Here is a 12,630-nt window from a genome sequence, read left to right on the forward strand (position 1 = left end):
CGCTGGAAACCAGAACGACTGGTGACCTTTCTGGAGGCGATCATCAGCCCTTTTTCAGCGTCAGGAGCAGTAAAAAATGAAGTTGTCATCTACTGAGGCGGGTCGAGAGCGGCTGGAGCGCGTGCCGAAGCTGGTCAAAGCCTTCCGGCAGGCGGTGTTGGGCGCGGCAGTTAGTGGGGAACTGACGCGTGAGTGGCGCGGGGGCGGGGATGCAGAGTGGGAGGAAAGCACTCTTGATACCTGTGGCAGCGTATCTGGAGGACTGACTAAAAACTCAACAAGGCAGGATCTTCCTATGCAGAAGCCCTATTTGAGGGTTGCCAACGTACAGGCAAATCAACTCTCATTAAATAGTATTACAGAAATAGGTATCACTGAAATGGAGTGGAATAAAACCCGTCTGTTACCTGGGGATTTGTTAATTGTAGAGGGGAATGGCAGCTTAGAGCATCTGGGTAGAGTGGCACTTTGGAGTGGTGAGCTAGATGAGTGCAGTCATCAAAATCATTTAATTCGTTGGCGACCTGAATCTGCCTTATCAAAGTACGTTTTATTTTATCTTTTATCTCCTGATGCTAGGAAAGCTATTGTTGAGTTAGCTAAGACCACAACTGGTCTACATACTCTTAGTGTATCTAAGGTTGCTTCAATCTGTATCAACCTCCCCCCCCTCCCTGAACAAGCTGAAATCGTCCGCCGCGTCGAAGTCCTCTTCGCGCTGGCCGACCGCCTCGAAGCCCGTTACCAGTCAGCCCTATCCTCCTTTAATCGCCTGACGCCTGCGCTGCTCGCCAAGGCATTCCGGGGCGAACTGGTGCCACAAGACCCGAACGACGAACCGGCCAGCGTGCTGCTCGAACGTATCCGGGCGCAGCGGGCCGTCGAGGGGAGCAAGCCGAAGCGGGGGCGCAGCGCCGCGCCGGGCAGTGCTGAGGAACCCAAGCGCCGGCGCCAGCCACCCAAAGTGCAGGCGGAGGCTGGAGAGCAAGCCCCCTTGGCAGAAGCGGCAGCTCAGGCCCCAGACCCTCAGCCTCCCCGTCGCCGTGGTCGTCCACCCAAGGTCCGACCGGAAGCGCTGGCCCAGGCACCAGCCGCCATTCCCGAGGCCAGCAGCTACGAGGACGCCGTGCGAAAGCTCGAAGCCCTCAAACTGGAGCGGGCCGGGGGCACACGGCAAGTCAGTCTCTTCGACGAGGAGCCACAACCGAGCTGAGCCCTGAAGGCAGCGCAAATCCCCTGACCAGCGACACGGTCAGGGGACTGTCTTTGGGACTTCAGATCAGCGGATCAGTTCTCTTTCTGCGAGAGCGCACTTCCCGCTGCCGTCTTGGACTTCTCCCCAGTATCGTCACTCTGAAGCGTCTCGGAGGCGGAGTGAGCCGCATCGTCGCCGGTGCTCCGGCCTTTGTTCACTTGCGACAGCGCACTCCCGGCTGCACTCTTGGAATCAGCTGATGTGCGGCCATCGGTCATCACGTCAGAGGCGGAAGAAGCTGCGTGGTCACTCGTCTTCTTGTCACTCATCGTTTGAGTCCTCCTAGTATTGGAATGCATCCTCAATCTACCCCTGCAGACTTCTCTACGCCAACAGCGGAAAATCTTCATCTATTCTTCTGTGGACATGCTTTCCTCTGCCGATGCTGCTCGGTCCTCGCCTATTCCGACGCCAGCATGATCGGCGAGGCCACCGCAGGCCTGGGGGCTGTCGTTGACAGTAAGGAATTCACTCGCATCGTTCGCACCTCCAGCCAGCAGCACGCTGAACTTGAAGCCGCCCTGTTGGCCGTGCGCAAAGCTCCAATCGAGCAGCCGCTCAAGCTGCACGTTGACTGCCTCAATGCCCTGCAGCCGCTCACCCAACCGAATCTACTCATTTCCGCCTTTCAGGTCATGGTCCGGCACATCATTACCGTGGCCCATCAGCGCCAGATTGCCCTGACCCTTCAGCACATCCGGGGGGACGACAATCCGGCGCATCCGGTCGCCCGCCGTGCCCGTCTGATGCCTCCGAATCAGCCGGTGTCCGATGAGCGTCTTTACTTGCGCGTACGTCAGCACGGGCCGCAAGTGACCGTCCTGGGACTGGGTGATCCCCTGGTCTTCCCTGATCACCCGGCGGGCTTTCAGCTGGCGCCTGCTCCTGGCTGTGCAGGATCTCGTCGTCGCGAGGCGAATCCATCTGACCCTGAAATAATCTTCTCTGGGATGCTAGGACCAGGGCAGTTCAGCCTCTCCCTAGAGATCAGCTATGTGGATACCTTAAAACCATATTTCCATAAATATTTCTGTTTTCTTGTTTTTCTGTTTTCCTGGATATAAGATGTTTTTATGCGTGTTTATGGGATCACCAATGTCAAGGGTGGAAGTGGGAAGACTCACGCTACGGTCCATCTCGCCTACCATGCAGCTCAACAGGGTCAGCGGGTCGCTGTCCTTGACCTCGATCCAACCCGGCAGTCGGTCAACTGGATCGAGATTGCGGGGTTGGGTCTTCCAGCGATGGCGCTGGATATCAAGCAGGACGATCTGGAGGCTTACATCACCCAGCTGAGGGGAGATGGGGACTTCGACGCCATCTTCATCGACACCCCAGCCAATGACCGCGACGCCACTCTGGAGACTCTCCTCGTGTCCGATGTCGCCCTTATTCCAGTTGGCGTCGGAACCAGTGATACAGGCATGCTCGGCACGACTGAGCGGCAGGTCAAGCGGGCGCTCCAGCTGCGGCCTGACCTCAAGCCCTTCATCCTGATTAACCGGGCAAAGTTTGCCCCGGCGCGCGAGCGGGAAACGGAGGCCGAATGTGCCAAGACGGGTATCCCTGTATTGCACAACCGCATTCCCCTGAGGGGCAACTACCAGGCCGCCGCCGGGAAGACCCCAGCCAGTGAACACTACGCCGACGTCTGGAACGAGGTGAATGCGTGAGCCTGCCCCCGCCACCCCGGAAGAAGTCGGAGGCCCCTGCGCCCTCCATGCTCGACAAGAACCGGGAAGTCGAAGACCAACAGGCCCGTGCCGAGGCCCTGGCGCTGCCTGCCCTGCCTGAAATCCCGATGGGCAAGGTCACGTTCAGTCCAGTGACCCAGGACTCGCTCGACCTCTTCGACGAGGCGTACCGCCAGCTGCGCAAACAGCGCCGCTCGCTCAAGCGGTACCAGCTCGCAGACGCTCTACTGGCCAGCCTGGAAGATCCAGAAGTGATGGCGGCCGTCGTCAAACGCCTGCGCTGAGAGAACAGGGGAGGGGTCCATGCGTCGTCGGAAGAGATACGCACAGGTTAGGTGCAACGTTACCGGGAAGTGGGTCGCCCTGCACCGTCAGCTGATGGCCGAATACCTCGGCCGCCCCCTGCTGCCCGGAGAGATTGTGCATCACCGCGACGGCGACAGCACCAACAATGATCCTTCAAACCTGATGGTGCTGCCCAGCCAGCGCTACCACGCCCACGTCGAATACCACCTGCGCTGTGAGCGGCGGGGGATGCCCGCCCTCTTCCCGGAGTACTTCCCCGGCGTCCGGGAGGTCTCTCTCGTCCGCGAGCCGCAGCGGGGCACCCTGTTCGAGCATGTCCTGCTGTCGGGTCCGTCCATCCGCCGTCAGTCGTAAAGCCGGTGAGTCTCTCTGACCGGCGATGGGCGCCGTGACAGCGTCGTCAGCCTCTCCGGTCTACCCTGTCAGCCAACATGATCGTCAAAGAGCACCATCCGGCCCGGTCCAGTGATCCCCTGCAGCGTGCAGGTGACGCCGCTGAAGCCCAGATGGCCCACTACCTCAAGCGGGCCTTTGGCGACGACTCTGGAATCCACGTCTTCCACAACCTGCGCTTCGAGCATGAAGGCGAGGTCGCGCAGATTGATCACCTTGTCCTGCACCGCGCGGGCATGATCATCGTCGAGAGCAAGAGCGTGACCAGCGCCGTGCGGATCAATGACCGTGACGAGTGGGCTCGGCAATGGAACGGCCGCTGGCAGGGTATGGCCTCGCCGGTGCTGCAGGCTCGGCGACAGGCCGAGCTCCTGCGCAGCTTCATGCAGGCCCACAAGGAAGGGTTGCGCAACAAGATCCTGCTGGGGCTCAAGCAGGGCGGCTTCAAGGCCTTCATGATCGACGTGGTCGTGGCGATCAGCGATCAGGGCCTGGTGGAATGTCGCGAGGGGCGCCCGGAGGTCCGCAAGGCGGATCAGGTGCCTGACCGGGTCCGAGAGCTGATGACAGAGCACAGCAAGCTCGCCCACCCGTTCAGCCGTGACAAACGTTCGGAGCAGTGGGGCTTCAACCTGGCATCCGAGGAGTTTGCCCGGATCAGTGCCTTTCTGCGGGCGAAGCACCAGGAGGTCAAACCGGTGCGCTGCGCTGGGGAAGAGGACCCAGCCTCATCCGTACTGCCAGCGCCGAAGGCTGTAGCCCCCACTCACTTTCCACCCTCACTGGCACCCAGCAGGGCCGTTTCCCCATCAGCGGTCAGAGTGCAGTGCGGCAAGTGCCAGGGTCAGGATGTGGAGATCAAGTTCGGGCACACGTACTACCTGAAGTGCCGGCAGTGCGACGGCAACACGCCGATCAAGCTGACGTGCCCGCGGTGTCAGGGACTTCAGCGCACCCGCAAGAGTGGCCGTCAGTTCTTCGCGGAATGTGCGCCCTGTCAGACCTCAAGCCTTTACTTCACCAATCCGACCTGAACGGTCAGGGGAGGCGAGAGGCCGCTGTGTGCTTGACCGTGCCTTGAGTCGACCACAGATGCGGCTCCTGACCTGAAGGCCAGCCGCTAAGCTGCGCCATCTGACTCCCTCAGGAGGCGAGATGGCCGTCAAGACTAAGACATCTGTACCCACCCCTACTCCTGCGCCGCGCATCCCAGCGCCGGCCAGTCCAGCTGCCCGGGCTTCGGGAACGCGGCCTTCTGCCTCAGCCGCCGCTTCCAGGCTTGCGGTGTCGCCCCAGGCAGTCAGCAACTCCCAGCAACGGCGAAACACGGCGCAGACGCCCACGCCAGTGCCCAGTGCACAAAAGCAGAAGACCCCCGTCACGTTGCCCCCCGGCCTGAATGCCAAAGAGAAAAAGGACGCAGGGCTGATCGGACGGGTTCTGGACACGGCCCCCAAGTTCGCTGAGTTTGTGGCAAACCAGGCGGCAGCGGGTCAGATCAGCGGCAAGCAGCTCAACGACTTGGCGTACATCGCCAAGCAGGGTCAGGTGCATGGCCGCACAGATCGGCAGGTCGTCACCAGTCTGGGCAAAGCGATGACTGGGATGCAGCCCTCGGTCCAGAAGGTGTTCTGGCAGGAGTTCGGCCGGGCTATGATGCAGGATACGGGTCACAACCTAAAAGAATTTGGCGTTGGGGTATACACCGCAGGCAAAGAGTCAGTATCCGGGGCGGCTAATGCGGCCAGGCACCCGGTAGCGACGGCCCGGGGGATGGGGACGGCCATTGCGAGCGGGGTCGTCGCGGGCAGGAAGGAAGTCCAGCTGGTCGGCCAGGCCATCGGCCTGGGGTCAGGGAATGCTCAGGCAGCCCACAATCAACTCAGGCAGCAAGCCAATGCAGCGGGGGATTACGTCACGGGTATAGCTGCCGATCCCCGCAAGATCGGGGCCGTCACGTTTAATGCCGCAGCCTCGGTCCTGCCACTTCCGGGGGCCCGCGCTGCGGGCACTCTGGCCGCGCGGGCGGGAGCAACGGGGGCAGGCAAAGCTGCCTTGGAATTGCTGAAGCCGACTCTCTTGAAAGTTGGCGAAACTGTGAGTTTGGGACGGGGACTGACGGGAAAGATTTCGTCCCTGATCACCGGTAAAGATGGAAAGCAGTATGCCTACGTCATGACAGCTGGCGGCCAGAGAAAAGTGTTGGCTAACAGTTTGTCTTCACCCTCAAGATTGCCCAGCAATCAGCAAACAGGGTATGCCTACTCAGTCAATAATTTGACCGATAGACAAAGTACGAGATATGGCGTTAACTACTTCAATACAAATCAACTTCGTAGGACGATGAGTAGGACAGAGACGGGCAGAAAAGTGGTTGGTGCAGCAGACAGTGGCGAGATCGACCTGACGTTCTCGATCCAAAGCTGGGAGCGTGGATTGGAAGGTAGGAGCTACGGCAACCGGGCAGTGGTCTACATACCTGAAACCCAGAACGGAACGAAGCTGACGATTATGGATAGGTCTTCTGGAGTTCCCACGGTAGATCGCCAGATCTCTGGGTATGACCACACGGCAGCTGTGGGTGTCCACGAAGGCCTTCACGCGATGGGAATCGCTGGCTCCAAAAGAGCGGAAGCTCTGGTCAGGCTTGCGGAGCTGGAGTTACACGGTGTCCCCATAGACCGGAAAGCGATACGCCAGGTTCTTTCGGAAATCAATGGTGCTAAAAATGAGAGAGGGGAGGGGGTCTATTCTGGCCTCCCCTGGCAACAGGGGTTGACCATTCCCGAGTTTCCGAATGCGCGTTTTTGAGGTGCAATGTGGAAAAATTTGAAGCAGGCGAGAAGACGGAATGCCGTCTCCAGTTGTGTCAGAGCGATTCGGGCTTGCGTTACTTTGTGCCTTTGGACGAGATCTCTTATGAGGAGCTAAAACTTCACCCAGATGCTTATTTTGTGACTCTTCCTGTGCCCTGTGATCTTGCTAGGAGAAAATTATTCTCTGCAATCTCTCAAAGATATCCACTAGATAATGGTCTAAAATTTTTTGTGGATGCACATAATCTTTGGCTGACTGAATCTGAGATTAGACAGCTAGATGATTTCGAAAAGGGAAATATATCAAAGGTAGAGTGGTCAACCCTCAAGTCTCCATCATTCGCGCCAAGATAAGATTAATAAATTTATATAGATTCTAAAATCTATGTAAAACCATCATTTAAACTTAGATGTAAATCCCCAAACAGGGCAATTCCAGTTGTTCCACACTGCGCAAGAAGTTCAAGATGATCCCTCTGGCTGTCAGCGAATCGGGGGCGTGATTAGTGGCTCGTGTGTCTCGTTGTCTCCTTCTGCATGCTGAGCGGACACCTCGCCGGACAGTTGCCCCGCCATGGTCTCCTGATCATGCTCCTTGAGCTTGAGGCGGCTGAGCTTGCCCCGCAGCACCTCCATGGTGTACTCCCCCTCCCCGAAGAGTGAGGCGTCCATGTTCTGTGGCAGTTCGATGACCACCGCGTGCCGCTCGGCGTCGTAGCGCAGCTCTACCTTACCCCGGGCATGGCGCTCCTTGAGGGCTTCGAGCTTCTTCGGATTGCTGTTCAGGAACCCGCCCCGCCGCTTCCCACTGTCACGCAGGGTGACGACCTGCCCGGCTCGGGGCAACTCAACGTCGTACTTAGTATCCAGGTACCCCGCAAGGTTGTGCCGTGGGGCAACCTCCCCGTGGGTCAGCAGCACCTTCCCCGGGCTGTAGCGGGCGATCATGCCCAGTAGGCCGCCTCGGTCGGCATGAGAAGCGCTCGACCCGGGCGTAGGCGGGGACCGGCTCACGGCCTCCCCGGCCGTCCGGGAGCAGCACGTCCCCACCCTGCTGCAACTCCAGCCGCCGCCGCCCGTGCGACTCGGCGTCCTGCGGATCCAACAGCATTTGACACCTGGGATAACTTGAATTTCGCTTGCTCACAGGAAGGCCAGGAAGGGGCTTACAGATTGTTTTGAGGGGTAATGACTCCCTTATTTGGTGGTAAAGCTTCGATGGGGTGACTTCCACTCTCTTATTTGCCATAACGGGCATTTGTACAGGTAAGCGTGGTCTGATGACCATATAGCATCAGTACTTACCTAACCCGTCGTCGCCTGTTCCAGCTTCTCTACTTTGATGCAGGGCAAAATGGTCTCAGCTTCAAACCTCAACAGGCCACTGTTCTGCCATACGCTCGCAGTAAGGGCTTGGAGCTGGCAGTTGAAATCACCGAAATCGAGACCGGCGTTTGCAGATCCCGGCGCCCCCAACACGCAGTTGCCCTTGAGTCGGAAACCTTGATGTGGGCCGCAGGGATTTAGCAGCATCAAGTAACACGCGATCCAAGGTATGCGCACCGTAGACGCCTATGAGGAAGCGCTCCAAAATTAGAGTCTGACCTTGCCGGCTATCGCTGCCAATCAGGAGCAACACGGTTTCCAGGCCCGCCAGCGCACTCCTTAGCAGGCCGTGCAGGTCAAGCAAATTCTCGAATGATCTGTCCAACTATTTAATGACAGACTTCAGGCGCAGATCTAGATCTGCGCCTGAAGTCTGTCATTAAAAGGTAACTTGATCTTTGGTTGGCTCGACGATAATTTGATAGTCTATATAATAATCCCACTTGGATACATTGAAAAAGCTACCCTTTTTCTCCATATGCATCTGGTATGTTCTATTGATTTCATCGTTAGTTGAAATATACTCGAACCCCTGATTACCCAGAACGTCGTCTTTGTCTGCTTTCATGGATGCATCCAAAACTTGGAATCCAGCGTTGAGTGCTCCTTTAAGGAGCTCTGCCCCTTTGATACCAGAGCTACCCAGCGTGTTTGCTGCTGTGGTTACCGCCTGTTGGAAATTAGGCCCCACAGTTCCCCAATCTTTGGCGGCATCCTCATCGTAGGCTTGTAAGTTACCAATGACATTAGTGCCCTTTGGTACGACTTCGTTGAAGACAACCATATTCAGGCTGATTCCCTGATCATCGTTGATGTCAACTGGAGGGGACATCATGATGGGGGCCGCCTTGCTTCGGTTGGATGGCGTGGTTGCTAGTAGTGAGCCAGCAAAATAAAATTCGTCCGCACCCATCACGTCTTCAGTATCTGAAGTATAAACGCTTTTCATAATGACACGCACGCGGGCGTTGTACCCATCAGGAATGGTGAGGTAGCTTACAGGAGGTGGGTAGGATCCTCCGCCTCCGCCTCCGCCCCCGTTATCATCAATAGGTTGGAGCAGTTGAGTACGCAAAGTAGAGGTGGAAGCTGAAGTTTGTGCACCTACTTCAGGAACGGCTTGTCCACATGATGCGAGTGTCATTACAGCTGCAGATAGGAATGCACTCTGATATATGAATTTCTTCACTTGTAATACCTCTTTTGAGAGAAAAGAACGTGGCTGACGATTCGGCGTGCTCCCGATAACCCCCTAGGCCAACTTTTTGTTGTCTTGAACTGGTAGGAAATATAGGAAAAAGGTTAGAAAATCGCAGGTGCCGAAAGTCAAGTTGAGGACGTGACTTTCGGCACCTGTTTTGGGGGGTTTGATCCGCTACTCTATCGGGACGTGCGCACACATACGGGGACCCTATTGCGCTGGGGAGGGTTATTCTGTTGGTTAACCGAGTTCCTGTACATCAGTCTTGATGTGACGGATCGGCAACAGGCGCTCCGTCATCTCACACCACTTCAATTCAGTCTATGGATCTCTCTATATCTGCTTTTTGGCGGCGCCTACTGGTGGGTGACGAGGGGGACGGCTTCCTGGATAGCTACAGGGGGTGCGCCACTTCGGCAAAAACGGTTATGGGGCTGTGGTGTAATGACCGTGAGCGCTTTGGGAATCAACGCCGTATTTTCCTCCAGTGCTGACCTGGGCGTCTTGCTAATCCTTATTGCGGCACTTCTTCCTGGTCTATTACCTTGGCGCTCAACCTTGGTCTGGATTGTTCTTCAAAGCGCAGGTCTAGCTATAGTTCTGCAGTTTCAGATGCTGCTGGGAAGTGCTCTCTATGCGGGCGTCTTCATGGGTGGAGTCCAGATGTTAACAGCCTTGCTCATCCAGATGCTTGGGAATGAGCGTCGGGCTCGCAAGGCTCTAGCCGAGCTGAATGTCAATTTTCGATTTACCCACGCAATGTTGGAACAGGCCACCCGTGAGGCAGAACGCAGCCGTATTTCGCGGGAGCTTCATGACTCACTAGGACATCACCTGACGGTGCTGAGTATGGAACTGGAGCTGGCTTCCCACCTCTCTGGTCCAACGGTACAAGTCTCTATTGAGCGGGCACGAGTCCTCAACCGACTTCTCCTTGCCGATGTTCGGGAAAGTGTCAATGACTTGCGAGGTGAAGCTGAGGATTGGACAACTCTGATCCGGGAGGTCACACGCGGCATTCCTGGTCTTCAGGTGCATTTGGATATTCCCCCAAGCTGTATAACACCTCCGCCTTGCCAAGCTGCGACCCTCTTCCGATTGACTCAAGAGGCTGTGACCAACACTATTAAGCATGCCCAAGCCAGAAACCTTTGGCTCTCTGTGCGCTGTGATGGTTTTGAACTGGTCATTCAGATTGTAGATGACGGACATGTGCAGTGGCCACTCACTCCAGGTAACGGACTGGCCGGAATGCAGGAGCGAATGGAGGTATTGAACGGCTCTCTGATGTTGATGCCTGCACCTCAAGGAGGCCTGCAAGTGGAAGCCCATTTCCCATTAACGGGGATGTCATGATTCGAGTATGTTTAGTAGATGATCAGACTCTCGTACGTTTGGGGCTGCGTCGATTGCTGGAACTCGCCCCTGACATAGAAGTTGTGGCAGAGGCCGGAGACGGGGAAGAGGCTGTCGTCGTCGTCTGTAGTAGCTCTCCAGACGTTCTCTTGCTGGATGTCCGCATGCCACGGCTCGATGGCTTAGGTGTTTTAGAGACTCTCAACCTCAAGGGTAGACTACCACCAACACTAATGCTGACCACGTTTAATGACGATGAAGCGTTACTGCGTAGTCGGAAAGCTGGCGCCCGAGGCTTTCTCCTGAAAGACGCCTCGCTCGATACCTTACTCGAGAGTATCCGGACTGTGGCCAGAGGTGAAACCTTTTCGAGACCTGTGCTCAGTGAGCATGTAGTGGCCCATCTCCGGCAATCGCGGGACACTCTACTTGAGGCAGATCTGTCTCCAGAGTTATCACCAAGGGAATTAGAGTTGTTGCGATTGATGGCCGGTGGTTACTCTAATCGAGAATTAGCCGAGTTGGTTGATCTAAAGGAAGGAACAGTTAAGAATCTAGTTTCCAGCATTCTGTTTAAGCTTCAAGCTCGCGATCGAACCCGCGCTGTTCTTCGCGCTCTTGAGTTGGGAATACTATGAGGGATTGAATTGTAATGATTTATATTGGGTTTAAATGCTGTGGCTCTATGGGAGGTTGAAACTTTGCTAACAGAGGTGAGTATTTTCTAACTGATACATATCTGAGGGCATCTTTGTCTGATCAAGCCTTATCAGGGATCTCATCCAAGAACTCCCAATGCCTCCGTCCGGGCCCAGCGGGCTTGATCCCGCCCCGCCCCCTTAGCGGCATAGAGTCGTTGATCAGCCAGCGCAATCAGCTCATGAACTGTGGAGGCTTCCGTTAGCATGGCCCCTCCAGCACTCAGGGTCAGATCGACGTCTTCAATTCGTGTCTGACGCACCTGGGTTAATACGGCCTCCACCACTGCCTGGGCTTGGGAGAATGACACGCCGTACAGCACTGCCAGGAACTCTTCACCTCCCCAGCGGCAGAGCATCGTGCCGGCGGGGAACTGCTGGCTCAACAGGGTCGCCACCTGTGTCAGGGTGTCATCCCCCCGAGCGTGACCAAAGGTATCGTTGATGCGTTTGAAGTGGTCGATATCCAGAAGAACCACCGCGACGTTCTGCCGCACCGGCTGATGGGCAAGCATCCCCTCAAGTTGATCCAGAGGGACGCGGCGGTTGTACAGTCCTGTGAGTGGATCGCGAATCGCCAGGTCCTGGAACCGCGCCCGATCGTTCTGCGTCTGAATGAGGTGATGGGTATAGCGGCTCATATACCCAATGAGCAACATCAACATGATCCCGACGACCAACGAGGGGGGATCGGCATAGGGGAGCCACAGGCCGGCGCCCAGGGCAGGGAGATATGCGGCGAGCACCCAGTACAGTGCAGATCGAAAGGGAAACCAAGTGAAGGCAAGGATCGCCACGAAGCCGCAACTGGACAGCATGCTTCCAGGAATGTTCTGGTGCGACAGCGTCAGGACGGGAACACTGACCCAGACCAATGCGGTGATCAACCCCAGGACCAGAGGGTAGAGCAGCGTGAGCCTCAGCCCCTGCCAGGCGAGGACTGAAAGCAGCAGTTGCAACACGGCCGTGCCCAGGGCCAATCGCCCCCGGATCGTCTCACCAATAGGAAAGGCGGCGAAGGCAAAAATGCCGTAACACACGGCAAAAGCGAAGGTGATTAAAGCGGCATTCCGCTGTTCCCAGGACAGGGGCAGCTTGACACTTCGGGGAAACGAACCCATCTGATTCAAAGTTAAACCAAATGGACCATCGGTCTCTGAAGCGAGCCCTCACGCTTGCGTGTCCTCACTCGATGTGGTGGATGGCTGCGCGCGAACCCGTACCCATCAACCAGAAGGTTCGCCCAGATAAGGGTGATGGTCGAAGGGACCTATGCCGCGTCGAGTCAGAGGTGCCCACTAGAAATCTTCGACCTCTGCGGCGACGTCGTTGCGTCTCACGGCGACGTAGCGGCGGGTGGTGTCGACCGACGCATGACCGAGGAAGAGACTGACTCGGGTGAAGTCGCCCGTCGCTTCGTAGAGCATCGTGCCCGATGTTTTGCGCGCGGCGTGGAAGCCCCGGAAGCGACCAGGGAGACCCGCACGCTCGAAGGCGCGGCGCAGTTGGCGGGCGGCCGTGTTGT

General features: G+C 56.9%; 15 protein-coding genes. 10 read left to right on the forward strand and 5 right to left on the reverse strand.

Features of this window, described 5'->3' with window-relative positions:
• The first annotated feature begins 76 nt into the window (after window positions 1-76).
• Entirely contained in the window at window positions 77-1,213 is a 1,137-nt protein-coding gene (locus ASF71_RS22835; RefSeq protein WP_082506011.1) for a restriction endonuclease subunit S, read from the forward strand.
• A 74-nt stretch (window positions 1,214-1,287) separates the two neighbouring features.
• Here the strand turns inward: ASF71_RS22835 and ASF71_RS22840 are convergent, their stop codons facing one another.
• A complete protein-coding gene (locus ASF71_RS22840) occupies window positions 1,288-1,524 on the reverse strand; it encodes a hypothetical protein (RefSeq protein ID WP_082506012.1) in 237 nt (78 codons plus the stop codon).
• A 147-nt stretch (window positions 1,525-1,671) separates the two neighbouring features.
• Between ASF71_RS22840 and ASF71_RS23820 the strand changes: the two genes are divergently transcribed.
• The 7 genes from ASF71_RS23820 to ASF71_RS23825 all read left to right on the forward strand — a co-directional run bounded on the left by ASF71_RS23820 (window position 1,672) and on the right by ASF71_RS23825 (window position 6,818).
• On the forward strand, window positions 1,672-2,319 hold the full coding sequence (locus ASF71_RS23820) for a ribonuclease H family protein (protein ID WP_156372806.1): 648 nt from the start codon (window positions 1,672-1,674) through the stop codon (window positions 2,317-2,319).
• 9 nt (window positions 2,320-2,328) lie between these two features.
• Window positions 2,329-2,928, forward strand: coding sequence for a ParA family protein (locus ASF71_RS13170; RefSeq protein WP_056300923.1), 600 nt, complete (start codon window positions 2,329-2,331; stop codon window positions 2,926-2,928).
• Complete coding sequence (locus ASF71_RS13175; RefSeq protein ID WP_162243115.1) at window positions 2,925-3,233, forward strand: hypothetical protein; 309 nt, start codon at window positions 2,925-2,927, stop codon at window positions 3,231-3,233. The genes ASF71_RS13170 and ASF71_RS13175 overlap by 4 nt, the downstream gene beginning before the upstream one ends.
• A gap of 19 nt (window positions 3,234-3,252) precedes the next feature.
• A complete protein-coding gene (locus ASF71_RS13180; RefSeq protein ID WP_082506013.1) occupies window positions 3,253-3,609 on the forward strand; it encodes an HNH endonuclease in 357 nt (118 codons plus the stop codon).
• Between the two features lie 77 nt (window positions 3,610-3,686).
• A complete protein-coding gene (locus ASF71_RS13185; RefSeq protein ID WP_056300928.1) occupies window positions 3,687-4,682 on the forward strand; it encodes a nuclease-related domain-containing protein in 996 nt (331 codons plus the stop codon).
• Window positions 4,683-4,995: 313 nt separating this feature from the next.
• Window positions 4,996-6,459 (forward strand): hypothetical protein, encoded by a 1,464-nt coding sequence (locus ASF71_RS13190; protein WP_056300930.1) that lies wholly within the window; start codon window positions 4,996-4,998, stop codon window positions 6,457-6,459.
• Window positions 6,460-6,467: 8 nt separating this feature from the next.
• Window positions 6,468-6,818, forward strand: a complete 351-nt coding sequence (locus ASF71_RS23825) for a hypothetical protein (protein WP_156372807.1) — start codon at window positions 6,468-6,470, stop codon at window positions 6,816-6,818.
• A gap of 129 nt (window positions 6,819-6,947) precedes the next feature.
• On the opposite strand, the gene ASF71_RS13195 is transcribed toward ASF71_RS23825, so the two are convergent.
• Both ASF71_RS13195 and ASF71_RS23830 read right to left on the reverse strand, forming a co-directional pair.
• On the reverse strand, window positions 6,948-7,478 hold the full coding sequence (locus tag ASF71_RS13195; protein WP_200939708.1) for an MBL fold metallo-hydrolase RNA specificity domain-containing protein: 531 nt from the start codon (window positions 7,476-7,478) through the stop codon (window positions 6,948-6,950).
• Between the two features lie 751 nt (window positions 7,479-8,229).
• On the reverse strand, window positions 8,230-9,039 hold the full coding sequence (locus tag ASF71_RS23830) for a hypothetical protein (RefSeq protein WP_156372808.1): 810 nt from the start codon (window positions 9,037-9,039) through the stop codon (window positions 8,230-8,232).
• Between the two features lie 456 nt (window positions 9,040-9,495).
• On the opposite strand from ASF71_RS23830, the gene ASF71_RS22845 reads away from it, so the two are divergent.
• Together ASF71_RS22845 and ASF71_RS22850 are read left to right on the forward strand one after the other, a co-directional pair.
• A complete protein-coding gene (locus tag ASF71_RS22845) occupies window positions 9,496-10,407 on the forward strand; it encodes a sensor histidine kinase (RefSeq protein ID WP_082506015.1) in 912 nt (303 codons plus the stop codon).
• Window positions 10,404-11,045 carry a response regulator transcription factor gene (locus tag ASF71_RS22850; RefSeq protein ID WP_082506016.1) on the forward strand — a complete coding sequence of 214 codons (642 nt, stop codon included), beginning with the start codon at window positions 10,404-10,406 and terminating at the stop codon, window positions 11,043-11,045. The genes ASF71_RS22845 and ASF71_RS22850 overlap by 4 nt, the downstream gene beginning before the upstream one ends.
• A 140-nt stretch (window positions 11,046-11,185) precedes the next feature.
• On the opposite strand, the gene ASF71_RS13205 is transcribed toward ASF71_RS22850, so the two are convergent.
• Together ASF71_RS13205 and ASF71_RS13210 are read right to left on the reverse strand one after the other, a co-directional pair.
• Window positions 11,186-12,226, reverse strand: a complete 1,041-nt coding sequence (locus tag ASF71_RS13205; protein ID WP_056300939.1) for a diguanylate cyclase — start codon at window positions 12,224-12,226, stop codon at window positions 11,186-11,188.
• A gap of 177 nt (window positions 12,227-12,403) precedes the next feature.
• Window positions 12,404-12,630: tyrosine-type recombinase/integrase (locus ASF71_RS13210; RefSeq protein ID WP_156372800.1), on the reverse strand; the 227-nt coding region annotated here is incomplete at its 5' end.

Source organism: Deinococcus sp. Leaf326, assembly GCF_001424185.1.
In the GTDB taxonomy this organism is placed as follows: Bacteria; Deinococcota; Deinococci; order Deinococcales; family Deinococcaceae; genus Deinococcus.